Genomic DNA, 25,096 nt, shown 5'->3' on the forward strand with positions numbered 1-25,096 from the left:
ATTGAAAACGTTTCCGATACTATGGAAAAGGTGCACAAAAAAAGAGACTTATAAGTCCCTTTTTTGTGCACTGTTATCTAAAAGCGTGAGCAGCGTGGCTAGATAAACTTGGATCACATCCTCCATTAAACGCAAGTCCCGTCCGGTTTCCGATTTGAATTTCTCCATCCGGTACATGAGGGTATTTCTATGGACATACATTTTCCTGGCGGTTTCACTAATATTTAGGTTTTCCTGAATGAGTGTCCGAATCAGTTTAACCCATTCCGGATTCAAGTTTTCCTGTCCCCAATTTTCCCATACAGAAGCAACAAAGGGTTGTGCCGTTCCTTTGGGAATGAAATGCAAAAACATTTCTATATCCAAATCCCATGCGAAAAAAATCCGCATTTCCGGGTACATTAGCATTCCTACCCGCAAAGCTTTAGAAGCTTTGCGGAATCCGGGCCCCCACGAAGAAAAGCCCTCTACCGGGAAAGCAACGGAAATTCTTGTCTCCAAGTTGAATTCGGCCTCGAATAATTCAAATATGCCTTGTCCCAATTCCTTCCAATTGGGGATATCTGATCCTTCGTCCATTTGGATGCGTGAAGTGGGAAGAAAGCATACATAATTTTCAGCCGATCTGATGAGCGGAACGGGAAACCCAAAAAAGCTGGTCAATCCTTCTTCTACAATCCTTACATCATCCGCAGATATTGGATTATGGAAGAGGAATACCATCGGCAAATAACTTTCTTTTTCCGAATAGCCCATCTGCTTTAGCCACTTTATTTCCTTTTCCCCCAATATGCCCAGCAGTGCCTTTTGAAAGATTACGTCTTTGGAATGTTCCAGGTAACCGGTTTTTCGTTCCCATTCCTTTCTGATGGACATGGAAATGAGCCTAGATTCCTTTTCTCCCAGTTGTTCCATTGGGTAGGAAAGGCAAAAGGCAAAAGACGGTTCCAGATCCAAACAGTAATTTCTTCTATTCTCAAAGGTATAAGCTTCGCCTATCGATAAGAGTGCGTGGGGAGTCGTAGAAAATTGCCCCAAAAGGTCCAAAGCATCATCCAATTGTTCCTTGAATAGGGCCCATTTTTCCTGTAAATCTTTTTCGACCTTCTTCATAAAGGAAAATCTCCTTTAGCCTATTTTTCCTTATGTCACTTCATGCATCAGAGGGGATAAAGACTCCCAAACTATCATTTTCTATATTGACATGATATTAATTGTACTTGAAGGATTTCAACAATTCAATCAATATAGCAGTTGGGAAAAACAATGAAGGTGCTTATAAGGGGGCATACAGGTCAACTAGAATAACCAGGGCGTTGGCCCTGGTTATTCTAGATTACTTCAATGTACGGCTTTTTTCCTTATTTCTTGGCCCGATGCTGGTATCTACGCGGTTTGTAGCGATATCATCAGGGGTAATGGTCTTCTCCAAATTATTGACATTGGTTTTCTTTTTGCCCATCGGGATCTCTCCTTTTAAGTTGCAGTTTTTTACGCATGCTTATGAGTTGTTTTCCTCTGGGATGATTCGATCATCCTCATATAGCTCGTAATATTCATCATCTGAAAGCGGCTTTGTGCTTCGAATTTCTTCTTGAGGTGGTTGTGCGCCAGCATGCTTATAAATCTTATAGGTTTCTAGGGGGGGCTTGTCGCTTAAACCCTTCTTAGTTTGATCCATCTGGCTTTTCTCACTCCTCTATATGACAGATAGATATAGATTTCCCCGATAAAGATTTAAAATCCTTACCGTCTGTACATTTTTTCACACCATAATCCAAGCAGATAGTGTAAAATAGAATTATCAAAAGCAGAGAGGTGATAAAATGCCAACTTGTGAATGTTGTAACCGTACGGTCAAGGAAGGAAAGCAAGTGGAACACTGGATCTGTGAGGATTGTAAAGTATCGGAGCCTGAAGCCGAATAAACAGAATATCCCTTTAAAGGTCCCAAGAGAAGATTCTCTTAGGGGCCTTATTTCTGTATAATTGACCTTTTGTACTGCGCTTTGTAAAATGATGTTAAGCAATTGGAAGGGGTTTTTAGGAATGAATGTGGACCAGGCATTGGAAGCTCTAAAAAAAGAAGGGTATAAATATACCGGGAAACGTGAAGAGATGATCCGCATCTTCGCTCATCAGAAGCGATACATGTCAGCGAAAGAATTACTGGATCTGATGAAGGATGAATACCCTAACCTCAGCTTTGATACAATCTATAGAAACTTATCGCTTTTTTCTGACTTGGGTATCCTTGAAGAAACCGAGCTAAGCGGAGAACGGAAATATAGATTTCAGTGCAGTGACGATCACCATCACCATCACTTGATCTGTTTAGGGTGCGGAAAGACCAAGCACTTAAGAGCCTGCCCTCTAGATGGCATGCTGGGTGCGCCGGGAGACTTTACCATTACTGGACATAAGTTTGAAATATACGGTTATTGCAAGGACTGTGAGGTGCAATAATTAAAAGGATAGATGAAAGCCAGGTCGTACCTGGTTTTTTTTTGGATGCAGGCGAGTTTTGGCAAACTAGCTGAAAATAAGTAACTTATTATGGCAATAAGAGCGAGTTGCGATATAATAAAATTTAACATTTCTTCATTAGCTTGCTTCTAATTGCAGTGATGGAGAAGATTTTATTGGAAGGAGAAGGCGCATGTCTGAGCAGCATATACTGGAGGCTTCCAGAAAGTTATTTGCCATGTACGGATACGATTACGTATCCGTCCGGAAAATTGCTGCAGAAGCCAATGTCAATATTGGTTCAATTTCTTATTATTTCCACAATAAGATTGGCATACTGCAGAAAATCGTGGAAGATTTCTATGCGGGTATGGCAGACGCGATTGACCCTGTTTTGGATGGGGCAAAAACGGATAAGATCGAAATCATCAGGAAATTAACAGGCAAGGCCATAGAATACATGTACAGTAATTTTGACTCTTCACGAATTGTGATGAGGGAGATTACATTGGAAACCGAAAGGTTTGACGAAGTGATCAAACCGCATTATTTGACGATTAACAACAAGCTGATGAGTTTCTTCGAGCAGGTCGGAACGGAGCAGCCGCGCAGGGCGCTGATGAAATTCATGGCGTTGACGCGCTACCCGTTCTCTAATGCCAATAGTGTAGAACTATATTATCAACGTCCTTTTGGTCCTGATTTATTTGATGATTATATTGATACGGTGTTATCTTCATTATCAAGCGAACTGTCGGTGTAAGCCCGCAGTTTTTTTGCTTCCGAATTGCCGATATCGGCTCCGCCGGATGAGCTTTCTTGGGAAGTGGTGGGTGCAGGAATGAATATGGTATAGTAAACTCCGAAAAAATAAAAATAATAGATCTCGGTTGGCGAGGTGTGTGCCATGTTTTTAAAGAAGTTACTCCCAAGTTTGCATGTGGATTCTATATACGATATTGACCTGCAAGCTTTAAAGAAGCGCGGAATAAAAGGAATCATTACGGATTTGGACAATACGCTCATAGAGTGGGACCGCCCCAATGCCACGCCGGAACTGATGGATTGGCTGAACCGGCTGAAAAAAGAAGGTTTCCAAGTCATCATCGTTTCCAACAATAACCGTATCCGCGTTTCGGCTTTTGCAGACCCTTTGGGCATTCCGTATATCCATGCCGCAAAAAAGCCAACTCGCACTCCCTTTCAGGACGCGATGAAGAGGCTATCCCTCTCCCCTGAGGAAATTGTCGTCATCGGGGATCAGATGTTCACGGATGTATTGGGCGGAAACCGATTGGGTCTATATACGGTCCTAGTGGTTCCCGTAGCCCAAACAGACGGATTTTTTACTCGCTTCAATAGGCAGCTGGAACGCATCGCCCTTTCCCGTATGAGGAAGAAGGGGCTGATTTCATGGGAGGATTAAAAGAAAATGGATTCAATCGTTGAGGCAAGGCATTGTGCAGGATGCGGGGTGACCATACAAGTGGACGATCCGAAAACACCCGGATTTGTCCCTTCCGGTGCCCTTGCGAAAGAAAAAATTATTTGTCAGCGCTGCTTCCGCATTAAACACTATAACGAGGTAGCCCAAGTGTCCATGGAGGATGATGATTTTATTCGCATCCTCAACCAAATCGGATCTACCAAGGCGCTTGTAGTGAAAGTGGTAGACATTTTTGACTTTAATGGCAGTTGGCTGAAGGGGCTTCATCGGTTCGTCGGCAATAATCCGATCCTCTTAGTGGGCAATAAGCTGGATCTCTTGCCTAAGGCGATCAACGCGAATCGCCTGGTCAATTGGATGAAATACGAAGCCAAGCAGCTTGGATTAAAGCCCGTAGATGTCGTTTTGTGCAGCGCGCAGAAGGGGACGGGAATTGATCGCTTGGTGGAAGCCATGTCTACATACAGGAAACGTCAGGATGTATTTATTGTGGGTGCGACCAATGTGGGCAAGTCGAGTTTAATTAACCGTCTCTTAAAGCAGTATGGAGCAGGGGAAGGGGACAGCGAGCTAACGACTTCCCGGTTTCCGGGTACCACCCTGGACATGATTGAAATCCCAATCGATGATCACACCTCCATGTTTGATACACCAGGGATTATCAACCGGGATCAAATTGTACATATGGTAGATCCGGAAGACTTAAAGCTCATATCCCCAGACAAGGTAATAAACCCGAAAGTCTTCCAGTTAAATGATAAGCAGACGCTATTCATAGGGGGCATGGCGCGTATCGATTTTGTCCGCGGAGAAAAACAATCATTTGTGGTTTATGCCTCCAATCGGATTTCGATTCACCGGACCAAGCTCGAGAAAGCCGATGAGCTGTATCAGACGCATCTTGGCACTGACATTCTTTCACCCCCTACAGGAGAGAAGGCCAAGAAGCTGCCTCCATTGCGCAGGGTTTCGTTTAAAATTCCACCAGGGGAAAAGAAGGATATTGTGATTTCCGGCCTCGGATGGGTGACAAGCGGGGCAACTGGAGCTTGGGTGGATGTTCATGCGCCAGAAGGAGTTTCCGTCGTGCTGAGGAATTCGCTGATCTAAACAGGCATATATACAAAACCAATACAAGGGAGAGGGAAAAATTATGGACAATCAGACAGTCATGACGGGAGTGTTTGGCTATCCGGTTGGACAATCAATGTCGCCGGATATGCATAACGCAGCTTTTCAAACACTGGGCCTTAATTACGCCTATGCCGCATTTCCCATCGCACCTGGCCAATTGCAAGAAGCAGTAAGCGGGATCCGAGCACTCGGCTTTAAGGGAGTGAATGTGACGATTCCTCATAAAGTGGAAATTATGCACTATTTGGATGAGATTGATGATGAAGCAAGGGAAATCGGTGCTGTCAATACCGTGGTCAATCGAGACGGCGTTCTCATTGGATACAACACGGATGGACAAGGTTTTGTCAGGTCTCTTCTTGAAGAAACTCAAGTCAATGTAGCCGGAAAACGAGTTCTCATTCTCGGGGCTGGGGGAGCGGCCCGAGCCGTTGCGGTTTCCTTGGCAAGAAATGGAGCCAAGCAAATCTCGATTGCTAATCGCAGCCAAGATAAGGCCATTGAGCTAGCCGGTCAAGTTAGGATTCATACGGATGCCGAAGCCATTCGACTTGATCAAGTGGATGTCCAACTTTTGAAAAGCATCGATCTCTTAGTTAATACGACTTCGATTGGAATGTATCCGGCGATCGATGGTATGCCAATTTCTAGTGAAGCCCTTCATTCTGGCTTATTAGTCAGTGATTTGATTTATAATCCGCTGGAAACAAGACTGCTCAGAGAAGCTCGCCAAATCGGTGCATCCACTCATAACGGAGTGGGTATGTTCATTCATCAAGGTGCGTTGTCCTTTCAATTATGGACAGGCTATGATGCGCCCCTTGATGTAATGAGGAGAACGGTCTTGGAACGACTGCGCAACAAAACATAATAAAAAGGAGCAAAACAGATGCTAACCGGAAAACAGAAACGCTTTTTGCGTGCGGAAGCCCATCATTTAACCCCTATTTTTCAGGTAGGGAAGGGCGGGGTAAATGAAAACTTGATTAAGCAAATCGAAGAAACCCTTGAGGTTCGCGAATTAATTAAGGTATCGATCCTGGACACTTGCGGAGAGGATAAAGATGAGGTAGCCGAGCGGCTTGCAGAGGGTGCCGATGCTGAACTGGTTCAACTGATCGGCCGAACGATCGTGTTGTATAAAGAATCCCGCGAACAAAAAAAGCTGGTATTGCCGACTTAACCATGAAGATTGGTATTTTGGGAGGAACGTTTGACCCCATTCATATCGTCCATCTCATGGTGGCTGAACAGGTATGGCATCAGCTCAAGCTTAACCAGGTTTGGTTTATGCCGGCTCGAATCCCGCCGCATAAGGAGGGTTCCGTAACGGACGCAAAGCATCGGTTGCAGATGGTTAAGCTCGCTGTAGAAAATGTTCCTTATTTTCATGCAAGCAGTTTTGAATTGGAACGCCCTGGTCCATCCTATACCATCGATACGATACTCCTGCTAAGAGAGAAGTATCCGGAGCATGAGTTTCATTTCATCATTGGCGGGGATATGATTGATTATTTGCCGCAGTGGCATCGGATCGATGAGCTTGTGCAAATTGTGCAGTTTGCAGGAGTCCATCGTCCGGGCTATGAGCCGAATAATACCTTTTCGCGGCAGCATGTAAAAATGGTTTCCATGCCGCTTATGGATCTCTCATCCACGATTATCCGCGATTTGAGGAGCAAGGGCCTGTCGATTCGATTTATGGTAAAGGATGAAGTCAGAAGCTATATAGAGGAGAACCGGTTGTATGAATGTTGAAAATCTGCTTGACAGAGTGAAGGCACAGATGACCGCGCATCGGTTTGCCCATACGCTGGGTGTGGCAGATACAGCAGTTTCGTTGTCTGAGCGATACGGAGAAGAGAAGGAAAAAGCGTATTTGGCAGCAATTCTCCATGATTATTGCAAATTCTGGGAAAAGGATCGAATGAAGCAGATTATAATGCAAGAGGACTCTATCCCCTCAGACATTCTTGACTATGATAAGGAGCTATGGCATGCGCCCGTTGGGGCTTATGTCGTTCAGCAAGAGCTTCATATTCAGGATGCTGCTGTACTGGATGCCATTCGTTTTCATACCTCGGGGAGGCCGGGAATGAGCCAGCTGGAGAAGATTCTGTGGCTGGCGGATTATATCGAACCAGGCCGCCATTTTCCAGGAGTAGATGAAGTGCGGGAAATCGCGAAGCGGGATTTAACTAAAGCGCTGGTCAAAGCGCTGGGAAACACGATTGTTTTTTTAGTTAAACAGGGCAAGCGAATTTATCCGCTAACCCTTGAAACCTATAATGATTTGGTTCGACAAATTGAACAGCAGGAAAGGAGCCACGAAGCATGACTGTACTGGATATCGCCAAACGCTCTGCCGAAATTGTAGAGGATAAAAAAGCAGGTGATGTAATCATCTTGGATATTCAAGGCCTTTCCGTTATTGCAGATTATTTTGTGATCTGTCACGGTAATTCGTCCACCCAAGTGCAAGCCCTCACTTCGGAGCTGAAAAAGAAAATGAATGAGCTGGGAGTTGAGATCAAAGGCGTAGAGGGGTATGATGATGCCCGTTGGGTGCTGGTGGACTTAGGGGATGTAGTTGTACATATTTTCCATAAGGATGAGCGCGAATACTATAATATTGAGCGAATCTGGGGAGATGCAGGCAGTGTCGGCATTCATTAGCTACCAGCATTTGGCTCAGGTATACGACCGGTTGATGACAGAAGCGCCGTATGATCAATGGATCGACTATGCCCAAAGGATATGGGCAGGTCGGCAGCAAAAGCCTGTAAAGGTGGCAGACTTGGCTTGCGGAACGGGCTCCATCTCCATCCCTCTGGCTGGATTAGGCTACGAGGTAACGGGGATTGACCTTTCTGAGGAGATGCTGGCTGTCACCTATGATAAGGCAAGAGAAAAGAGTTTGTCCATCCAGCTGCTTCACCAGGATATGAGAGACCTGGCGCTGCCTTATGAAGTTGATGCTATCGTGAGTTTCTGCGACTCCTTGAATTACCTGACAGAGCCGGGTGATATTCTTCAGACTTTCCGAAGAGTGCATCAAGCCCTTAAGCCAGGGGGAGTCTTTTTATTTGATGTTCATTCTATCTATAAAATTAATCATGTCTTTGCAGATCAGACGTTTACTTTAGTCGAAGATGATATCTGTTATATATGGGATTGCTCATTGGTGGGAGAGGAAAAAGTTACTCACGACCTTACGATATTTGTTAAAGAGGGCCAGTTGTATAAGCGGTTTGAAGAGATGCATGTCCAACAGGGATATAGCCATGAGGCTATCGTTGGCTGGCTGGAGGAAGCCGGCTTCAGGCTTATAGATTGCTCCGCTGATTTTACGGAAGAAGCGCCGACGGATGAAAGCGAGAGAATCTTCTATGCAGCGGAAAAAATGAGATAGAGGGGACGCTCCTAAAGTCTATGGATGCTTTAGGGGTCGTCCCCTTGGTTTTTTAAGGCGTATAGCAGGGCATCTGTTATGACTTGGGCCATCTGCATTACGGTATGAAGGCGTGTATTCTGAAGGACCATGGAGTCTAAGAAGCCGCTGGCATTAACAATCCCCTTAATGTGGAAGTGTCCGACCTGTGGAAGGATTTTCTTGACTCCCAAGCCGGGACGCAAAGGACCATCAACGACTTGGATATCTCCCACATGCTGAGGAAGTCCGAGACAGGCATCCACGGCAATAACGAGAGGATTGGGTTTGGCGGAAAGTTTATGAATGGCCTCTTTCAGATTCAGTGCATGAATGGGTTTTTCAAGGGTACCCCATACTTGTGGATAAATGAGGTTTTGTTTCTCTAGCAGCATGCCAACCAAAGGGCCTAGCGCATCGCCCGTGCATCGGTCGGTGCCAATGCAAAGGATGATGAAATCGGCATAATCCGGATGCCGTTCCAGCCTTTCCTTAATTTTCGAGCCCAACAGGGGAACCGCCCGTTGATTCATGTATGAAAGCTGATATAGCAGGGTCATTCGGCAATCACCTGCTATAATCTATTCAAATTGAATTTCTGCAGCCCCCGGCGAAAAGCGGATTTTTCTAACTATTATTCCGCCTGAAACTCCCCGTAGACCGCACCGTCTTCATATCCCTTTAACGTATTATGATAGGTGATAAGGTTGTTCGCCTTTAGGAAGCCTTCAAATTCCTCATGGGAGATACTGGCTTCCATTCCTTCCGGTTGGTTGGAAAAGCTGGATTTTCCCCCTTTTATATCATCAAAGAACATTGAGAGCATAGCATCCTTCTTTAAATGTAGACGAATCAAGTGAATCAACTCCTTTTTATATCTTAGTATTCCCATTAAAAAAAGCCGCAACCCTATGGATTGCGGCTCAAACATCAGTCAAGCTTTCTCGTGTCATAAAACATATGGGCAACTTCTTCGAGATCCGTCTCATATTTCCTCTGCGTGTTTCGGAAAACTTGATTAAAAATGTCCCCGATATTCTCCAAAGCCTGCAGACCGGCGCCCGTTACGCCTCCAGGAACGACTACTCTTTGCTGAAGGGTCTCGAGATCAAAGGGTCCCTTGGAAATTAACTCAGCCAAGCCAATAATCATGTGACTGGCTAGGAAGGTTGCCTGCTCCCTGCTAATCCCGGTTTCTTCAACAGCGGCAGATATGAAGCGCTGGAGAAGATAACTCATGAACGCCGGTCCACAGCTTACGATATCGGATGAAACTCGAGTATTGGATTCATCAATCTCCAGCGGCATACTGATTTTCGAAAAAAGCTCCTTGAGCAATTGCCGCTCTTCATCACTGCACCTTTCCCCGAACATCATGAGAGAAGCTCCGGCTTGAACCGAGTTGGTAATGCTTGGGATCACTTTGGCTACGCTGCAAGGAAGCTGCTTCTCTAAGTCGGCCAGCAGAATAGGGCTAGTGATTGAAATGAACAAGTGATTGGGTTTGATGTAAGGCAGAACGCCATCAATTACGTTTTTAAATTCAAGAGGCTTGACACAGATGAATACAACGTCACTTTCCCGTACCACTTGGATGTTATTTGCGGCAGCAGTGAGTCCGGAATATTCGCGGGTTAGCCGGAGGGCTTTTTCCCGGGTGCGATTGCTGGCAACTATTTGATTAGGATGAAGGGCTCCTGAAGCAATGAATGATTCCAGCAAGATACTTCCCATACTCCCTGTGCCGATAAAGCCCACTCGCATGGTAATTCCTCCCGTATGTCAATATATCTCTATATCTATGACGGAGAAGAGTATTCCATACGTCAAATTCTTCCAGACAGCCAAAAGCTTCTCTTGAAACGCAGGAAAATTCTGCGTTATACTAGTTTTGGCTCACTAGATCCAAGATCATTTGTTTTGTTACCCCCTTACGAGTTGGGAGATGATGCTTTAATGCCAATTGATTAATTTCCTCTGTTACCCGGTGGATGGCCTCTAATGAAAAATCCTTCCCATTCCTTGCCTGCTCTAACACCTTTTCTATTTCTTTTTCCCTCCGCATATCCAATTTCCGATAAGAATCTACAAGGCTTACAGTTTGATTGACCTTCTTTGATATTTCATGGTGAACACTCATGAATGTCTACCCCCATTCCTTTTATGCTATTCGATTATAAAGAAACCCAACCCAGAATACAAGCCAATCTAATCCCACTCAGGAAGGAGTCGTTTATGCTAAGCTGGACACCGCGCGAAAAAAAGCTAGCTTTATTATCTGCCATCGCCATATTATTGCTGTTTAGCTTGCTATACTACGTATGGCGATCTGATCAAGGAGAAGAACCGGTTCCGTTTCCTTCTTATTCTATAGAAGGGGCCACATCGCCGGAGAAGGAAGAAGACGAGCCAATGCCCGACCTTCCCAAGATGATATGGATCGATGTCAAAGGGGCTGTAGCCCGACCGGGAGTATATGAATTGGCAGAAGATGCACGGGTTTATGAGGTCATTGAACAAAGTGGTGGTTTATTGCCAGAGGCTGACAGCCGGGGAGTCAACCTGGCGAAATCGCTTCTGGATGGAGAGGTTGTTTACGTTCCCATAAAAGGGGAATTGCCAGCTGAAGGGCAAGTATTGGGATCGGATCCCAGCCAACCTAAGCCGCGGGTGAACATCAATACAGCTTCTGCTGAGGAATTAACCGGGTTGCCGGGTATCGGTGAGGTAAAAGCGGCGGCGATCATAGATTATCGCACGAAACAAGGCATGTTCAAAAAGGAGAGCGACTTGAAAAATGTCACAGGGATCGGAGATAAACTATATGAAAAGGTGGAGGAGCATATTCGAGTAAAGTGATGAAGAGCCAAAAATAAATAAACGAAGTGGGACAGACAGGCAACAGCCTGATTCTGTCCCTTTTTTTCCTATACCTAAATTCATTCGTTGCAGCATAAATTTATATAGAAAGGGGGAGATGGCGACGAGACAAATAGCGTTTCGGCAAGACCGCTGGCTGTTCAGGCAACGCATATAAAGCGAAAGCATGATCTGAAAATTCCTAAGGAGGACGACCTGTTGAGAGTGGTAGTACTCGGTGTCGGTGGCGTGGGGCAGGTATGTGCGGCAGAGCTGTCAAAGAAGGCATACGTAAAGACACTGATCTTGGGGGATATATCTGTCGATTGTGCAGAGAGGTTTGCTCAAAACCTGCGATCCCTAACGAACAAGAAAATCAAGGTTCAGCGTGTGGATGCAAGTATCATTGAAAGTGTCATCCAGGTTACAGAGAAAGCGGATGTACTCATTCATGCTGGATTGCCGGACTTTAATATTCAAGTGATGCAGGCTTGTCTTGAAACGAGAACGCATTACATTGATATGGCTTCAAACGGCCCAAAGTGGCTGATGGAGCAATTGGATTGGGATCCGAGGTTTAAGGAGAGAGGCATACTGGGCATTATGGGGATCGGCTGCGACCCTGGATTTTCTAATATAGCGGCAAGGTATGCCGTAGATCAATTGGATACGGTGGAATCCATCATGATACGGGATGGGGATAATTCCGTAGCTGATTATGACGGATTCTGTGCCTATTTTAGTCCGCAAACCGCTATCAAGGAGTGCTTAGCTAAACCGAACTATTGGACCGCAGAGCAGGGAGAGCAGTTTTTTCCTGACCCGTTTTTCAATAAGGAAGAATTTGAGTTCCCTGAACCCATTGGATGGCTGGATTGCTATAATGTGGAGCATGAAGAAGTCACCACATTAGGGGAAACCATTGGGCGCCAGAAAGGATGCCAGTATGTTGATTTCAAATATGCCCTGCATCCCGATTTTGTCAATACGCTGAAGGTATTGGCCTATCTGGGATTAGATAGCGATGAAGTCATTGAAGTAAATGGAGCGGAGGTCATTCCGCGAGATGTGGTGGTAACGACAATGCCGAAGCCGGCTGATCTAGCCGGAAAAATTCACGGATTTTCCTGCGTTGGGGCGCTAGTAAGAGGAACGCAAGGAGATCGTCGCAAAGAGCTTTATGTTTATACCATGGCGAACCATGATGAGGTATTCAAGAAAACCGGATTCCAGGCTACGGTTTGGCAAACAGGGGTTCCTCCCGTTGCGGCAGTAGAACTCATGGCGAATGATACGCTAAAAGGAAGGTATGGCTGCATACCGCCGGAACTAATTGATCCGATTCCATTTTTAAATATTGTAAAGTCGATGGGAATGGAGTGGCAGATTATCGAAAAGACGGGACCGATCATTCGAAAAAGCTCGGCTTGAAAAAATGGAAATCTCTCAAATTACAATGTGATTTGATTTTTATAGATACAAAAAAGGAGTCCCAAAAGAGTAGCTTTTGGACTCCTTTTTTGTATTGAATGGAAATGATAAACTACCCGACATGATAGGATTCAAGGCGCTTGCGGCGAGTCTCGATATAAGGGCTGACATAAGGGCCAAAGGAATACTTGTCTTCCATATAGATCTGATGCCATAGCATAAATACAAGCACTGTCCATAGTTTTCTTCCATAATCGGCTTTTCCTTCTTTGTGCTCATCAAGCATATAAAGGACATAGGCTTTGTTAATGAACTCATCTACATTGGAATCGTAAATCAACTCTTTTGCCCAGTTGTAGAAATCATGCTTTAACCAATGCCTGGTCGGAACAGGGAAACCTAGTTTCTTGCGCGACTTGATCTGAGGCGGAAGTATATCCTTCATGGCTTCGCGAAGAACATGCTTTGTCGTCCCATTGGCAATCTTGTATTGAGTCGGGATCGTGGCTGCAAACTCAAAGACCTTCGGATCAACAAAAGGCACGCGCAATTCCAAGGAATTGGCCATCGTCATCTTGTCCGCTTTCATGAGGATATTACCGCGGAGCCAAGTATGAATATCCAAGTATTGCATCTTCGTTACGTCATCATAAGATTTGGCGTTTTTGTAAATGGCTGCCGTAATCTCTTGCGCAGTCACATACATCGGATCGGCGGCTAAGCTTTTCATTGTTACTTTTTCTTTAAGCTCCTCCGAAAAAATCAGAGCATTTCCGAAAAACCGTTCTTCCACGGACTTTGATCCGCGTATAATGAAGCTCTTGCCTTTTGTTCCTTCCGGCAGGAGCTCGGCTGCATGGCGGAGAGACGATTTCAGGAAGCCGGGCATCCCTGAAAAGAAGCGAAGGGAATGCGGTTCACGGTAGATATTATAGCCCCCAAAGAACTCGTCCGCGCCTTCTCCTGACAGAACAACTGTGACATGTTTGCTGGCAAGCTCTGCGACAAAGTATAAGGCAATCGCTGAAGGATCGGCAACAGGCTCGTCTTGGTGCCAGATTAGACGAGGAAGCTCCTCGAGATAGCGATCGGCGCTAATCTTCACTTCATGGTGGTCCGTTTTCAGGAACTGTGCGGTTTCGCGAGCAATATCAAGCTCACTATAGCCTGGGATATCAAATCCTACGGTGAATGTTTTTACATCTTCGTGCTGCCTTAATAGGGCTACGATGCTGCTGGAATCAATACCGCTTGATAAAAAGGCTCCGCGCGGAACGTCACTTACACGGTGCTTGTCAACGGAATCCTTAAGGATTCCGCGGGTCCCTTCAACAAAATAGGAGAACGGCTTATCTTCCGGAAGGAATTCAACGGTCCAGTAGGGCTGAATTTTCATGTCCCCCTCTTGGATGAGAACGGAATGTCCTGGAGGCAGCTTATGAATTCCATCAAACATGGTTTCAGGATCAGGAACGTATTGGAAGGTCAAATAGTGATAAAAAGAGGTCGGATTCACCTTTTTTTCCACGCCCTCCACCTGCAGGAGGCTTTTGATCTCGGATCCGAAGGCAAATGCATTTTCGGTTTCAGTCCAATAGAACGGCTTGATGCCAAAATGATCGCGAGCGCCAAAGAGGATGTTCTTTTTCTTATCCCAGATGACGAAACCGAACATCCCTCTCAAATGCTTCGGACAATCAAAGCCTACTTCTTCATATAAATGGACAATCGTTTCCGTGTCTGATTCCGTCTTAAAGCGATGCCCGCGGTCTTTCAACCATTTTTGCAGCTCTTGGTAATTATAAATCTCTCCATTAAAAGCGATCCAGATATCTCCGTCTTCATTGCAAAGAGGCTGCTTGCCGCCTTCGAGGTCAATAATGCTCAGCCGACGGAAACCAAGGCCTACATGACGATCGATATGGAAGCCTTGATCGTCTGGTCCCCGATGAATGATGAGGTCGGTCATCGATTTCAGATGCTGTGGTGATAAAGGTTGTTGCTTTTTATTATAAAGAGCGACAAATCCGCACATTTCGTTATGGCTCCTTTTTGATTCGAAATAGTCCAGAGTAAACTTTAACATTCTTTTCGGCTAGAATCAATGCTTCTCCCTGCCTACGGGCGAGATGGAGAATCGGGTTTGGTCTGTGATACAATGACGATAGTAATGCTAACAGGAGGGGGGATCTTAAGTGCGGAAATCTTGGGACGAATATTTTTTGGATATAGCCGATGTTGTTGCCACCCGTTCAACTTGCAACAAATTGGCTGTAGGCTGTGTCATTGTACTGGATAAAATGATTGTTTCAACCGGTTACAATGGGTCGATTCACGGACACGAGCATTGCTTGGACGTGGGATGCATGATTAATGATGAGGGCAGATGCATTCGAACAATCCATGCGGAGCAGAATGCCATTATCCATGCCAAGCGTGATGAAATTGTAGGCGCAACGGCTTATGTTACGCATGAGCCTTGCGAGACATGCTCGAAGCTATTAAATCAGGCTGGAATCAAACGAATCGTCTTTCGCCATAGATATAAAAATGATAGAAACAAAGTGTTTTTGGAAGGGATTGAGCTCGTTCACATCCCTTATGCAACCTGATGGGCCCAACCCACTTCAAAAGCCCGAAAGGTAGCTTTCTTTTGGGAAAAAACGTATAATATTTAGGATAAAAACATTAATGGAGGAACTACACTTTGACCAATTCGTTAGTTATGACCATTATGGAAGGTGCAGCTTTGCTGATCCGTTTATATTATTTTGCATTGATCGGACGCATCTTGCTTTCTTGGCTTCCGCAGCTGCAGGAGAACCGATTTGCCCAATTTCTATATAATATTACCGAACCTTATTTGGCTGTTTTCCGGCGCTTTATTCCCCCGCTTGGCATGATTGATTTGTCTCCGATCGTAGCCTTTTTCGTGTATAGCTGGATTTCGGATTTCTTGCTGCGAGGGTTACATACGGTCCTGGTGTTTTTGATCGGATAGATAGTATGAGCCTGAAAGCCCCACTTTCGCTGTGGGGCTTTTTTCCTGCCTCCTAAAGGGATATGATGGAGAAAAAGCAGGACGGGGAGTGATGAAGATTGCGTGACAGGCCAATGTATTCAGCAGCTTTATTGCTTGCTTTAGGAATGGCTGCTTCCCACTTTTTCATTCAAAGCCACTGGGTTTCTCTAGGTTACCTTCTGATTGTCACAGCAGTGTTTGCTTGCAGGTCCTGCCTTACCCTAACCATGAGGGAGTACCTCCTGGCTTGTTCCATTATTTTCGGCGGGGGAGGGTATTATTTCTGGTATGATGTCAGCAATCAAAGCGTTTTAAAGGAATCGGCTGAAGAAATCCTGCTGACTGGAGAGATTGTTTCGGCGGTTGAGGTAGACGGGGATGTCGTGAAGTTTCGAATGGCTTTGATGGAACTGCAGGGGAAGCGTATCGAGGAAACGGCGGAGGTTCGTATCTTCTTGAAGTCTGAGGAAGAACAGAAGCAAGCCAGGAAATTGTCCTATGGCATGCTGCTTCAGCTCCCAGCCCGATTAAAGAGGCCTGAACCAGGTTCGAATCCCGGCTCCTTTGATTATCGGGAATTTTTATATTATAAGAGAATCCACTGGACCTTGCATTCTTCCTCCTGGTCTGCGATAAAAGTCAAACCGCCTTCTCTGTGGAGAGCAGATGTATGGGCATACAAGCTAAGGGCTTATCTCGAGCTTTCCATGGATCATACCTTTCCTCCAGGTTCTTCTGACATCATGAAAACCTTATTGCTGGGGATCAAGGGGGTCATTCCTGAGGAAATCTCGGATCTTTATGCAGATACAGGCCTAATCCATGTTCTGGCTATTTCCGGGCTTCATATGACGATTATTGCCGGAGGTATTTTAGGGACGCTTCGCTTTATAGGATTAACAAGGGAAACTTCCATTCTGATCACTCTTGCCATCATCCCGACTTATGCGATCCTGGCAGGGGCAGCCCCGTCCATTGTCCGTTCCGGGATTATGGCCATGGTCTCGCTTATTGGAGTTTATCTTCATCGTCCAAGGGATGGGTTGAATCTCTGGGGGATAGCTTTGTTTCTTATGCTTCTTTACAACCCTTATCATCTCTGGGACATTGGCTTTCAGTTGTCTTTTCTCGTAACATGGGGACTTATTATGTTTGTTCCAACAATCAGCGGATATTTTCATTATCTGCCCGCCTCTATCTCCTCTCTGCTCGCGGTCGCTGTAACTGCTCAGCTGGTTTCTTTTCCCTTGACGGTCTATTATTTTCACCAATATCATTTTCTCTCTCTCGTCATCAACCTTCTCTTCGTTCCCCTATTTTCAGTCATTGTCATTCCTATAGGATTTGTTTTGTTTATGCTAGGCATTATCCACCCCGGTTTAGTTCAGCTTTGGACAGAAAGCTTAGGCCTTTTCCTTGCCCTGGTGAATGAAACCTTGAAAAAGGTTACGGAAGGGCAAGCTTTTCTTTATTACATGGCAAGTCCTTCTATTTGGTGGTTGGCAATATATTACATTGTCCTTTATAGTGGGCTATGGATAATAAAAGGTAGGAAATTGTTATGGATATGCTCAATGACAGGCCTTGTGGCTTTTTTGCTTTTCCTTCCTTTACAGGGCAATAAAGTGAAGATTACCTTCTTGGACGTAGGACAAGGGGATGCGATTGTCGTTCAGTTGCCCAAAAATAAGGTTTACCTGATTGATGGCGGCGGTGTATTAAATTATGATAGAGAAGAATCATGGAGGGTAAGAAAAAGAGAATTTGACCCCGGAAAAAACGTCATTATCCCATTTTTGAAGGCTCAAGGGATTAATGAAGTGCATACTCTAGCTATTACTCATGGCGATCTGGATCATATCGGCGGACTAGCCTCGGTGGCTGCGGAAATACCCATTAGGCGTGTCCTCGTCAACGGCGCTCTGCCCGCAAGCGAGGAGGAAACATCCCTTTATGCATTTTTCCGAGCCAAGCGCATTCCCTTGTACCAAGGAAGCAGAGGAATCGCATGGACGGATGCGGACGGGATTCATTGGAGGATTCTGCACCCCGGAGCAGGCTCGAACTACTCCGATAATGACCGTTCGCTGGTGCTATTGCTTGAAGCATATGGCTTCAGAGTCCTTTTTACGGGTGATTTGGAGGAGAAAGGCGAGGAGGAGCTTTTAGAGCAGCAAATTTTAGAAAAGATCCATGTCCTAAAGGTCGCGCATCATGGAAGCAACAGTTCAACAACGAGCGAATGGCTACATACTGCTCAGCCCGATTTCTCCGTGATATCAGCAGGCAGAAACAATCGATATGGGCATCCGCACCAGGAAGTGCTTAATAGAATAAAGGATATAAATAGCGGTATCCTCAGAACCGACCAGCATGGGGCGGTTACGGTGGAGATTAGCCTTAATGACATGAAAGTTTGGACCTACCTGCAACCTTTGGGAAGGCCAGACCGTCAGAAAGATCACAGAGGGGGGAACTCAAGTGACTGAAGCAGATCTGATCAGAGCTGCACAAGCGGGCGATCGCGACGCCCTCATTGAATTATTAAGAACAATAGAGAAATCTGTGTACAAAACAGCCTACTATATATTAAAAAATGAGCAGGATGCGATGGATGCTGCACAGGAAGCACTCATTAAAGTGTATAACAAGATTGGCACATACCAGGAAAAAGCCAAATTTACGACTTGGGTGCAGAGAATCGTAACGAATATATGCATTGACCATTGCCGAAAAAGGAAAGAAACGACCTCCATCGATGAACATGGGTTACCGCTTCAGGATAAAACAGACGTTGAAGAAGAAGTTCAGTTAAGCCATATGGCTAAAGATATAAGGGAAGCAATCAATTTGTTGCCCGAACAGCATCGGACGGTTGTGGTCATGCGCTACATTCAGGATTTTTCCTATACGGAGATAGCCGAAGCGCTGGAGCTTCCCCTTAATACGGTTAAATCACATTTATTCAGATCCAGACAGCAGCTACAAAAGCTTCTCCAGGACTATCAGAAAGGTGGTGTTCGGGTATGAGGTGTGAAGAGGTGACCGAGTATATGCAGCGGAGTTTAGATAACGATTTGACGCCAAGCGAAATGACCCTGATGGAAGAACATCTTTGTTCATGCAACGAATGCCAATCCATGTATCAAACTTTAAAAGAATTGCATGCCGAGCTCGAAAGTCTACCAGATGTGGAGCCTCCGATCAGCCTAGTGGACGCTATCCTGCCGGAATTAGGCAAAACTGAGGAATCTCCCTTTTTGAAAAAGAATAAGATGGCTTGGAAAACTTGGTCTTTAGCAGCAGGAGGGGTGGCCGCAGCCATTATCTTGCTAATGGCAGTACCGCAGTTCTTTAAAGAACCGGAATTGAATCTAGCTGGAATGCAAGAAGGTACGGAAAGCGAATCCATGGAATCTTTCGTTGCACCTCCGGATGAAGAGAAGAATGCACAAGACCAGATGGCGATGGTGGAAAATCGCGAGGAGCAGGAAGTGACACCGTCTGAACCGGGCCAACCCGCTGAGCCTTCTGATGAACCGGTTGCTATGTCCAAGGCCAGCGAACCCATCGCACAGGAGGGGCAAGCCCCGCAACTGAAAGAACCGGTTGCGCCACCCGAAGCTCCTCAGAGGAAATCAGAGACAGAGGAGCAACAGACAAAGGCGGAAGAGGAGAAAGCCCCATTGGAAAGCGAAATTGCAATGGCCCCTCCGGCCAGCGAACCCGAACCTTCTGAACCCGTCCAGTCGCTCGCGGCCGTGGAGCCATCAGAAGAGCAAGAACCTGTTGCCGATTCTGCCCCAGCACAGAAGAGCTTAGCTGCAGCGCCTAAAGAGCCCGATTCGTTTGCCTCGCCGGATGGTTTGTGGAGCGCTCGGGTGGAAGGGCAAAGAGTTATCATTCTGGACCAGCAGGGGAAGGAAGCGTTTCGAAGCCATGAATGGCAAGGAGCCGCTTATGTCTCGGTGGAGTGGGTCGACTCCGCTAAGGTCTTGTATACTCTATATCCCGCTAATGGCGGAACAGAGCAGCCTGCGGAGAAACCTGAGAAATGGCTGATTAGCGTGAAAGATAAACAGGAACAAAAACAATAGTCCCTGCGTATAGTATAGCAAGCAATGACTTTCTGCTTTCCGTCCGGTTGCTGAAGCCTAGGGTTCGGCATTCCGGCGTTTACATATACGGGGATAGAGGAATAAGAAGGGTAGCCTGAGAATGCATGGCTGCCCTTTTTTTATCTTGTTCTCTCCAGAAAGTGCCCCCGTTAACTTTCTGGTATAATGAAGAAGTCAAAGCTTGGTAGTGAGGTGTAGCAGGTGGAGTATCGAAATATTTTCAAGGAAGTCCAGCGGGGAGAGTTTAAACCTGTTTATCTTCTATATGGAACGGAAGCCTTTTTAATCGAAGAGTGCGTTTCCTTTATAAAAAATAAAGCATTGGATGAGCAGTTTTTGGACTTTAATTTCAGTGTCTATGATATGAATGAAATCCCGATTCAGCAAGCAGTCATGGATGCCGAGACCCTTCCCTTCATGGGAGAGAAACGGCTTGTCGTGGCCAAGCATGCCTTATTTCTAACTGGCGCTAAAGCAAGCGGTGGTGCGGATCATCAGCTCGAGGCCCTCCAAGCTTATTTGGAAAGACCCATTGATACCAGCATTTTCATTTTGACGGTCTTTCAAGAAAAACTGGATGAACGGAAAAAACTAGTGAAACAGCTGAAGTCGGCAGGCGCAGTATTTCCTTTTATGCCGTTGAAGGATCATGAGCTGTGGGGTTGGATCAAGAGGCAAGCGCAAAAACGGGGAGTGCAGATTGACGATCCATCAGCGCAAGACCTAGATCGGATTGTCGGAAACGATCTTAGGCGCTTACAGCAGGAATTGGACAAGATGGCTTCCTATGTGGGCCAAGGTGGGATGATTACGGAAGAAGTCGTAGATGCCTTAGCATCTCGCACACTAGAGCAGGATATTTTTGGTTTGATAGACAAAGCTTCGCGATTGGATATTGACCAAGCCATGAGGATCTACTATGACCTCTTAAAGAATAAAGAAGAGCCATTAACCGTCCTGAGCTTGCTCGCTCGCCAGTTCCGATTGATTCTCCAAGTCAAAGTATTAGCGGCCAAGGGCTATTCGGGGCAGCAGATGGCTTCCTCGCTAGGCGTGCACCCCTATCCCGTTAAGCTGGCGGCGGAAAAAGCACAACGATTCAGCGAAAAGGCTTTGCGGAGGATCATTGCCTATCTTGCGGAAGAGGATTTTCGCATCAAAACAGGGCAAATGGACAAGTCCCTTTCCATGGAATTGTTTTTTATGAGACTGAGAGATATGATCGAGGCGTAGAAATGAAAAAAAGGAGTGTTCCTGCGAAAGCAAGGACACTCCTTTTTTATCCTGAGTGATTAGGCAGTAACGCCGTTCACTTTTTGAGCCAAGCGAGACTTTCTGCGAGCAGCCTCATTTTTATGAATAAGACCTTTTGTTACAGCCTTGTCTAGCTTCTTAGCAGCAAGCTTGTATGCTTCTTGAGCTGCAGCAACATCATTCGTCGCAACCGCTGCTTCAACACCCTTCAAAGCTGTGCGAAGAGCAGATTTTTGCGATACGCGCTGAAGACGTCTTTTTTCATTTGTCTTAGTACGCTTAATTTGGGATTTAATATTTGGCATCAGATTCACCTCCTTGGTGCATCCATAAATAACATTCGCTGAAGTTAGCAACAGAAAACATTCTATCATGCCGAAAATAGAAATGCAATAACGGAGTTGTATAAAAAGAAGGGCTTTATAGCATTATAAATATAGAAGTTTTGTGAAAAAATGGAAGATAGGAGCTGTTAACTCATGTCTATAAACCAGGATAAGCAGGAATTAGATCTCAGCCAATACTCGGTGCGTACGGACCTTGCTTTGGAAGCCCATCAGCTGGCAGCGGAGAAATCAGGGATTCCCCACATCCCCGGAGTGGAAATGGATACCCAAGAAGAGAATGGGGTCCGGATTACTAGAGTTCATGTAAGAGATCAACAAGGAGCCCAATCGATCGGAAAAATGCCGGGAAACTATTTGACGCTTGAAGCTCCCGGACTGCGCAGGAAAGATACGGATCTGCAGAATATGGTGGCTTCCCGGTTTGCTCATGCGTTTAGCCAATTCCTGCTGGATCTGGGGATTTCCAAGGAAGCCAAGGCGCTAGTAGTCGGACTGGGAAATTGGAACGTCACGCCGGATGCGCTTGGGCCGATTGTTGTAGAAAATCTTTTGGTAACGCGTCATCTGTTCGAACTCATGCCGGAACATGTGGAGGAAGGCTATCGGGCTGTCAGTGCCTTGTCTCCTGGAGTGTTGGGCATTACAGGAATCGAGACAAGCGAGATTGTATTTGGCGTTGTGGAAAGGACAAAGCCTGATTTTGTCATTGCTGTGGATGCCCTGGCTTCCCGCTCCATCGAACGGGTAAACAGCACGATTCAAATTTCGGATACAGGCATTAATCCGGGTTCCGGCGTTGGGAATAAGCGCAAGCCGCTTAATCGGGAGACCTTGGGGATTCCGGTTATCGCGATAGGGGTGCCGACAGTGGTCGATGCCGTATCCATCGCAAGCGATACGATTGACTATGTTCTCTCGCATATGGGAAGGCAAATGAGGGAGGCAGCTAACCCGGCACCATCAAACCGCCTTACCCCAGCAGGCTTTAATTTGCCCGGAAAGCCAAAGCCCTTTGAAGCCCAGGACCAGCCCTCCGATGAAGGAAAAAAGGTAATCATGGGATTGGTCGGAACGCTTCCGGAGATGGAAAAAAGGGAACTCATTCGCGAAGTCTTGCAGCCATTAGGCCACAATCTCATTGTTACCCCCAAGGAAGTGGATGAATTTGTTGAAGATATCGCCAATATTATTGCGAATGGATTAAATGCTGCATTGCATGACCAGATTGATATGGATAACGTTTCAGCCTATACGCACTAAAGGGTGATTAAGGGAGCGATGAATCAATGAAGTGGAGAATTCAGTTTATACTGCTGGTCATGGTGATGTCCTGTCTGGTAATCGGAGGGATTCACCTAGCGGAAAAAGGCATCCAGCGTGTAGAGGGGACAGAAGATGGACCTGCCCAATCCTTTCATATAGCCAGAGTAGACCAAGGAAAGATGGAGATGACGGTCCTCGGAAAGCAGTATTCATTGAGCAGCCAGAACACCATTCTTGAGGAATCGCTTCCCCAGTCGCCTGTTTCTTCAGGCAGTCACGATCGCTCCATCGAAAATTGGGCCAGCAGCATGGGAAATCATGTAGGGAGATGGATGACCTCAGCCACACAGGAACTAATGGATTGGGTTATGGATTAACGCGGAAAATAATGTTTTGGCATTGCTTCCGAATACCTCCCCTGCTATAATTGAAATTAGTGCATTTTTTCGCCTCAGGGAGGTATTTTCATACTATGGATAGACGTGAAAGACAAAAAAAGATTCGCAACTTTTCTATAATCGCACATATCGATCATGGGAAATCCACATTAGCGGACCGTTTGCTAGAGTTCACCGGGACGTTAAGCGATCGGGAGAAAGAAGATCAGTTCCTGGACTCCATGGATTTGGAAAGGGAGCGCGGGATTACAATTAAGCTAAACGCTGTTCGCTTGAAGTATAAAGCAAAAGATGGTGAGGAATACATTCTTCATCTCATAGACACACCGGGGCATGTTGATTTTACGTATGAAGTATCCCGGAGTTTGGCTGCCTGTGAAGGAGCCTTGCTTGTTGTAGATGCTGCTCAGGGGATCGAAGCGCAAACGCTAGCGAACGTTTACTTGGCCCTCGATAATAACTTGGAGATCATCCCGGTTATCAATAAGATTGATTTGCCTAGCGCAGAGCCAGCCCGCGTCAAAAACGAAGTAGAAGATGTGATTGGGCTGGATGCGAGCGATGCCGTTCTTGCTTCCGCTAAAGCCGGTATCGGAATTGAAGAGATCCTTGAGCAAGTGGTGCAAAAGGTACCCGCCCCTCAAGGTGACCCGGACGCGCCTGTACAGGCTCTTATCTTTGACTCTTATTATGATGCTTACCGCGGGGTCATCGCGAATATCCGTGTGGTCAACGGAACCATCCGCAAAGGGATGAAGATTAAAATGATGGCCACGAATAAAGTGTTTGAAGTAACCGAAGTCGGAACATCAGCTCCTTTTCCCATCGCAGTAAATGAATTGACCGTCGGGGATGTTGGTTTCGTTGCAGCAAGCATTAAATCTGTAGGGGATACTCGAGTGGGGGATACGATTACCGGCGCGGAGAACCCAGCAAAAGAGCCCCTGCCAGGTTATCGGAAAATCAATCCTATGGTTTTCTGCGGCCTTTACCCTGTGGATACAGCGGAGTATAACGATTTGCGCGAAGCTTTGGAAAAGCTGCAGCTCAATGATGCATCCTTACAATTCGAACCAGAAACTTCGCAAGCCTTAGGTTTTGGTTTCCGTTGCGGTTTCCTTGGACTACTCCATATGGAAATCATTCAAGAGCGGATCGAAAGGGAATTTAATATTACCCTGATTACCACGGCACCTAGCGTTATTTATAAGGTGAAGAAGACGGACGGAGAACAGTTCGATATTGACAATCCATCGAAGATGCCGGACGCTCAGTTTATTGATTTCGTTGAAGAACCGTATGTGAAAGCTTCGATCATGGTGCCGAAGGATTTTGTAGGGGCGATCATGGAACTATGCCAAGGCAAGCGCGGAGACTTTATCGATATGCAGTATATCGATGAGAACCGTGTGCAAATCATTTATGAAATGCCGTTGGCGGAAATCGTTTATGACTTTTTTGACCAGTTAAAATCAAGTACAAAAGGATATGCCTCGTTCGACTATGAGGTCATCGGCTATCGTCAGTCGAAGCTGGTGAAGATGGATATCATGCTAAATGCCGAAGTGGTCGATGCCTTATCGATCATTGTCCATAAAGATTCGGCTCACGCTCGCGGTAAGCTGCTATGCGAAAAGCTAAAGGAGCTTATTCCAAGACAAATGTTTGAGGTTCCTGTTCAAGCAGCGATTGGAAAGAAGATCGTGGCGAGGGAAACCATTAAAGCGATGCGCAAAAACGTATTGGCTAAATGCTACGGTGGAGACATTTCACGTAAGCGTAAACTGCTAGAGAAGCAGAAAGAAGGGAAAAAGCGCATGAAGCAAGTGGGGAACGTCGAGGTTCCGCAAGAAGCTTTCATGGCTGTCCTGCAAATGGATAAAAAATAATCCGCACTAATAGGCTTTGGCGTCTGCCAAGGCCTTTT

At 45.9% G+C, this 25,096-nt stretch carries 30 protein-coding genes; 21 read left to right on the forward strand and 9 right to left on the reverse strand.

The features are described from left to right. Positions 1-48: 48 nt before the first annotated feature. The 3 genes from ABLT31_RS00410 to ABLT31_RS00420 all read right to left on the reverse strand — a co-directional run bounded on the left by ABLT31_RS00410 (position 49) and on the right by ABLT31_RS00420 (position 1,681). The gene (locus tag ABLT31_RS00410; protein WP_367747424.1) at positions 49-1,113 is read right to left on the reverse strand and encodes a PucR family transcriptional regulator; all 1,065 of its coding nucleotides are present in this window, start codon (positions 1,111-1,113) and stop codon (positions 49-51) included. 223 nt (positions 1,114-1,336) lie between these two features. Continuing rightward, a complete protein-coding gene (locus ABLT31_RS00415) occupies positions 1,337-1,462 on the reverse strand; it encodes a hypothetical protein (protein WP_367747427.1) in 126 nt (41 codons plus the stop codon). 39 nt (positions 1,463-1,501) lie between these two features. Next, a complete protein-coding gene (locus ABLT31_RS00420; protein ID WP_367747430.1) occupies positions 1,502-1,681 on the reverse strand; it encodes a hypothetical protein in 180 nt (59 codons plus the stop codon). Positions 1,682-2,049: 368 nt separating this feature from the next. Between ABLT31_RS00420 and ABLT31_RS00425 the strand changes: the two genes are divergently transcribed. The 10 genes from ABLT31_RS00425 to ABLT31_RS00470 all read left to right on the forward strand — a co-directional run bounded on the left by ABLT31_RS00425 (position 2,050) and on the right by ABLT31_RS00470 (position 8,459). Further along, positions 2,050-2,466: a Fur family transcriptional regulator gene (locus ABLT31_RS00425; RefSeq protein ID WP_367747433.1), complete on the forward strand. Its 417-nt coding sequence runs from the start codon at positions 2,050-2,052 to the stop codon at positions 2,464-2,466. 193 nt (positions 2,467-2,659) lie between these two features. Continuing rightward, positions 2,660-3,229, forward strand: coding sequence for a TetR family transcriptional regulator (locus tag ABLT31_RS00430; RefSeq protein ID WP_367747436.1), 570 nt, complete (start codon positions 2,660-2,662; stop codon positions 3,227-3,229). A gap of 144 nt (positions 3,230-3,373) precedes the next feature. Then, entirely contained in the window at positions 3,374-3,892 is a 519-nt protein-coding gene (locus ABLT31_RS00435; protein ID WP_367747439.1) for a YqeG family HAD IIIA-type phosphatase, read from the forward strand. Positions 3,893-3,898: 6 nt separating this feature from the next. After that, positions 3,899-5,023, forward strand: coding sequence for a ribosome biogenesis GTPase YqeH (gene yqeH / locus ABLT31_RS00440; protein ID WP_367747442.1), 1,125 nt, complete (start codon positions 3,899-3,901; stop codon positions 5,021-5,023). Between the two features lie 40 nt (positions 5,024-5,063). Next, positions 5,064-5,918, forward strand: a complete 855-nt coding sequence (gene aroE, locus ABLT31_RS00445; protein ID WP_367749325.1) for a shikimate dehydrogenase — start codon at positions 5,064-5,066, stop codon at positions 5,916-5,918. Between the two features lie 18 nt (positions 5,919-5,936). Then, entirely contained in the window at positions 5,937-6,230 is a 294-nt protein-coding gene (yhbY, locus tag ABLT31_RS00450; protein ID WP_367747445.1) for a ribosome assembly RNA-binding protein YhbY, read from the forward strand. Positions 6,231-6,232: 2 nt separating this feature from the next. Beyond that, positions 6,233-6,805 carry a nicotinate-nucleotide adenylyltransferase gene (locus ABLT31_RS00455; protein WP_367747448.1) on the forward strand — a complete coding sequence of 191 codons (573 nt, stop codon included), beginning with the start codon at positions 6,233-6,235 and terminating at the stop codon, positions 6,803-6,805. Beyond that, entirely contained in the window at positions 6,795-7,385 is a 591-nt protein-coding gene (gene yqeK / locus ABLT31_RS00460; RefSeq protein WP_367747451.1) for a bis(5'-nucleosyl)-tetraphosphatase (symmetrical) YqeK, read from the forward strand. The genes ABLT31_RS00455 and yqeK overlap by 11 nt, the downstream gene beginning before the upstream one ends. After that, positions 7,382-7,723 carry a ribosome silencing factor gene (gene rsfS, locus ABLT31_RS00465; RefSeq protein WP_367747459.1) on the forward strand — a complete coding sequence of 114 codons (342 nt, stop codon included), beginning with the start codon at positions 7,382-7,384 and terminating at the stop codon, positions 7,721-7,723. Before yqeK ends, rsfS begins: the two co-directional genes overlap by 4 nt. Further along, entirely contained in the window at positions 7,707-8,459 is a 753-nt protein-coding gene (locus ABLT31_RS00470; protein WP_367747462.1) for a class I SAM-dependent DNA methyltransferase, read from the forward strand. Before rsfS ends, ABLT31_RS00470 begins: the two co-directional genes overlap by 17 nt. A gap of 29 nt (positions 8,460-8,488) precedes the next feature. On the opposite strand, the gene yyaC is transcribed toward ABLT31_RS00470, so the two are convergent. The 4 genes from yyaC to ABLT31_RS00490 form a co-directional block, all read right to left on the reverse strand. Continuing rightward, a complete protein-coding gene (gene yyaC, locus ABLT31_RS00475; protein ID WP_367747465.1) occupies positions 8,489-9,037 on the reverse strand; it encodes a spore protease YyaC in 549 nt (182 codons plus the stop codon). A 74-nt stretch (positions 9,038-9,111) separates the two neighbouring features. After that, positions 9,112-9,333, reverse strand: a complete 222-nt coding sequence (locus ABLT31_RS00480; RefSeq protein WP_367747468.1) for a hypothetical protein — start codon at positions 9,331-9,333, stop codon at positions 9,112-9,114. Positions 9,334-9,407: 74 nt separating this feature from the next. Continuing rightward, positions 9,408-10,241: a late competence protein ComER gene (gene comER / locus ABLT31_RS00485; protein ID WP_367747471.1), complete on the reverse strand. Its 834-nt coding sequence runs from the start codon at positions 10,239-10,241 to the stop codon at positions 9,408-9,410. A gap of 121 nt (positions 10,242-10,362) precedes the next feature. Then, the gene (locus tag ABLT31_RS00490; RefSeq protein ID WP_367747473.1) at positions 10,363-10,617 is read right to left on the reverse strand and encodes a DUF2533 family protein; all 255 of its coding nucleotides are present in this window, start codon (positions 10,615-10,617) and stop codon (positions 10,363-10,365) included. A gap of 95 nt (positions 10,618-10,712) precedes the next feature. Here ABLT31_RS00490 and ABLT31_RS00495 point away from each other — a divergent pair, with 95 nt between their 5' ends. Beyond that, a complete protein-coding gene (locus ABLT31_RS00495) occupies positions 10,713-11,336 on the forward strand; it encodes a helix-hairpin-helix domain-containing protein (protein ID WP_367747475.1) in 624 nt (207 codons plus the stop codon). Between the two features lie 225 nt (positions 11,337-11,561). After that, positions 11,562-12,767, forward strand: coding sequence for a saccharopine dehydrogenase family protein (locus ABLT31_RS00500; protein WP_367749326.1), 1,206 nt, complete (start codon positions 11,562-11,564; stop codon positions 12,765-12,767). Between the two features lie 112 nt (positions 12,768-12,879). On the opposite strand, the gene asnB is transcribed toward ABLT31_RS00500, so the two are convergent. Next, positions 12,880-14,802 carry an asparagine synthase (glutamine-hydrolyzing) gene (asnB, locus tag ABLT31_RS00505; protein ID WP_367749327.1) on the reverse strand — a complete coding sequence of 641 codons (1,923 nt, stop codon included), beginning with the start codon at positions 14,800-14,802 and terminating at the stop codon, positions 12,880-12,882. A gap of 160 nt (positions 14,803-14,962) precedes the next feature. On the opposite strand from asnB, the gene ABLT31_RS00510 reads away from it, so the two are divergent. From ABLT31_RS00510 to holA, 6 genes are all read left to right on the forward strand, one after another. Continuing rightward, a complete protein-coding gene (locus ABLT31_RS00510) occupies positions 14,963-15,379 on the forward strand; it encodes a deoxycytidylate deaminase (RefSeq protein WP_367747477.1) in 417 nt (138 codons plus the stop codon). Between the two features lie 95 nt (positions 15,380-15,474). Continuing rightward, complete coding sequence (locus ABLT31_RS00515) at positions 15,475-15,768, forward strand: YggT family protein (RefSeq protein WP_367747479.1); 294 nt, start codon at positions 15,475-15,477, stop codon at positions 15,766-15,768. Between the two features lie 98 nt (positions 15,769-15,866). Then, positions 15,867-18,278, forward strand: coding sequence for a DNA internalization-related competence protein ComEC/Rec2 (locus ABLT31_RS00520; protein ID WP_367747481.1), 2,412 nt, complete (start codon positions 15,867-15,869; stop codon positions 18,276-18,278). After that, the gene (locus ABLT31_RS00525) at positions 18,271-18,819 is read left to right on the forward strand and encodes an RNA polymerase sigma factor (RefSeq protein WP_367747484.1); all 549 of its coding nucleotides are present in this window, start codon (positions 18,271-18,273) and stop codon (positions 18,817-18,819) included. The genes ABLT31_RS00520 and ABLT31_RS00525 overlap by 8 nt, the downstream gene beginning before the upstream one ends. Further along, a complete protein-coding gene (locus ABLT31_RS00530; RefSeq protein ID WP_367747486.1) occupies positions 18,816-19,886 on the forward strand; it encodes an anti-sigma factor family protein in 1,071 nt (356 codons plus the stop codon). Before ABLT31_RS00525 ends, ABLT31_RS00530 begins: the two co-directional genes overlap by 4 nt. A gap of 222 nt (positions 19,887-20,108) precedes the next feature. Beyond that, the gene (gene holA, locus ABLT31_RS00535; RefSeq protein ID WP_367747489.1) at positions 20,109-21,140 is read left to right on the forward strand and encodes a DNA polymerase III subunit delta; all 1,032 of its coding nucleotides are present in this window, start codon (positions 20,109-20,111) and stop codon (positions 21,138-21,140) included. A 59-nt stretch (positions 21,141-21,199) separates the two neighbouring features. Here holA and rpsT read toward each other — a convergent pair whose 3' ends face one another. Further along, positions 21,200-21,466, reverse strand: coding sequence for a 30S ribosomal protein S20 (gene rpsT, locus ABLT31_RS00540; RefSeq protein WP_367747492.1), 267 nt, complete (start codon positions 21,464-21,466; stop codon positions 21,200-21,202). A gap of 174 nt (positions 21,467-21,640) precedes the next feature. Here rpsT and gpr point away from each other — a divergent pair, with 174 nt between their 5' ends. The 3 genes from gpr to lepA all read left to right on the forward strand — a co-directional run bounded on the left by gpr (position 21,641) and on the right by lepA (position 25,058). Further along, positions 21,641-22,768, forward strand: coding sequence for a GPR endopeptidase (gpr, locus tag ABLT31_RS00545; RefSeq protein ID WP_367747494.1), 1,128 nt, complete (start codon positions 21,641-21,643; stop codon positions 22,766-22,768). A 26-nt stretch (positions 22,769-22,794) separates the two neighbouring features. Continuing rightward, positions 22,795-23,148 (forward strand): DUF3679 domain-containing protein, encoded by a 354-nt coding sequence (locus ABLT31_RS00550; RefSeq protein ID WP_367747497.1) that lies wholly within the window; start codon positions 22,795-22,797, stop codon positions 23,146-23,148. A 95-nt stretch (positions 23,149-23,243) separates the two neighbouring features. After that, a complete protein-coding gene (gene lepA / locus ABLT31_RS00555) occupies positions 23,244-25,058 on the forward strand; it encodes a translation elongation factor 4 (protein WP_367747501.1) in 1,815 nt (604 codons plus the stop codon). The last annotated feature ends 38 nt before the right edge of the window (positions 25,059-25,096 follow it).

It is taken from the genome of Ammoniphilus soli (genome assembly GCF_040813775.1).

Bases quoted from the DNA above. Each gene is read 5' to 3' on its own strand.
- ABLT31_RS00410 (WP_367747424.1), bottom strand. From the start codon at position 1,113: ATGAAGAAGGTCGAAAAAGATTTACAGGAAAAATGGGCCCTATTCAAG.
- ABLT31_RS00415 (WP_367747427.1), bottom strand. From the start codon at position 1,462: ATGGGCAAAAAGAAAACCAATGTCAATAATTTGGAGAAGACCATTACC.
- ABLT31_RS00420 (WP_367747430.1), bottom strand. From the start codon at position 1,681: ATGGATCAAACTAAGAAGGGTTTAAGCGACAAGCCCCCCCTAGAAACC.
- ABLT31_RS00425 (WP_367747433.1), top strand. From the start codon at position 2,050: ATGAATGTGGACCAGGCATTGGAAGCTCTAAAAAAAGAAGGGTATAAA.
- ABLT31_RS00430 (WP_367747436.1), top strand. From the start codon at position 2,660: ATGTCTGAGCAGCATATACTGGAGGCTTCCAGAAAGTTATTTGCCATG.
- ABLT31_RS00435 (WP_367747439.1), top strand. From the start codon at position 3,374: ATGTTTTTAAAGAAGTTACTCCCAAGTTTGCATGTGGATTCTATATAC.
- yqeH (WP_367747442.1), top strand. From the start codon at position 3,899: ATGGATTCAATCGTTGAGGCAAGGCATTGTGCAGGATGCGGGGTGACC.
- yhbY (WP_367747445.1), top strand. From the start codon at position 5,937: ATGCTAACCGGAAAACAGAAACGCTTTTTGCGTGCGGAAGCCCATCAT.
- ABLT31_RS00455 (WP_367747448.1), top strand. From the start codon at position 6,233: ATGAAGATTGGTATTTTGGGAGGAACGTTTGACCCCATTCATATCGTC.
- yqeK (WP_367747451.1), top strand. From the start codon at position 6,795: ATGAATGTTGAAAATCTGCTTGACAGAGTGAAGGCACAGATGACCGCG.
- rsfS (WP_367747459.1), top strand. From the start codon at position 7,382: ATGACTGTACTGGATATCGCCAAACGCTCTGCCGAAATTGTAGAGGAT.
- yyaC (WP_367747465.1), bottom strand. From the start codon at position 9,037: ATGACCCTGCTATATCAGCTTTCATACATGAATCAACGGGCGGTTCCC.
- comER (WP_367747471.1), bottom strand. From the start codon at position 10,241: ATGCGAGTGGGCTTTATCGGCACAGGGAGTATGGGAAGTATCTTGCTG.
- ABLT31_RS00490 (WP_367747473.1), bottom strand. From the start codon at position 10,617: ATGAGTGTTCACCATGAAATATCAAAGAAGGTCAATCAAACTGTAAGC.
- ABLT31_RS00495 (WP_367747475.1), top strand. From the start codon at position 10,713: ATGCTAAGCTGGACACCGCGCGAAAAAAAGCTAGCTTTATTATCTGCC.
- asnB (WP_367749327.1), bottom strand. From the start codon at position 14,802: ATGTGCGGATTTGTCGCTCTTTATAATAAAAAGCAACAACCTTTATCA.
- ABLT31_RS00530 (WP_367747486.1), top strand. From the start codon at position 18,816: ATGAGGTGTGAAGAGGTGACCGAGTATATGCAGCGGAGTTTAGATAAC.
- rpsT (WP_367747492.1), bottom strand. From the start codon at position 21,466: ATGCCAAATATTAAATCCCAAATTAAGCGTACTAAGACAAATGAAAAA.
- gpr (WP_367747494.1), top strand. From the start codon at position 21,641: ATGTCTATAAACCAGGATAAGCAGGAATTAGATCTCAGCCAATACTCG.
- ABLT31_RS00550 (WP_367747497.1), top strand. From the start codon at position 22,795: ATGAAGTGGAGAATTCAGTTTATACTGCTGGTCATGGTGATGTCCTGT.
- lepA (WP_367747501.1), top strand. From the start codon at position 23,244: ATGGATAGACGTGAAAGACAAAAAAAGATTCGCAACTTTTCTATAATC.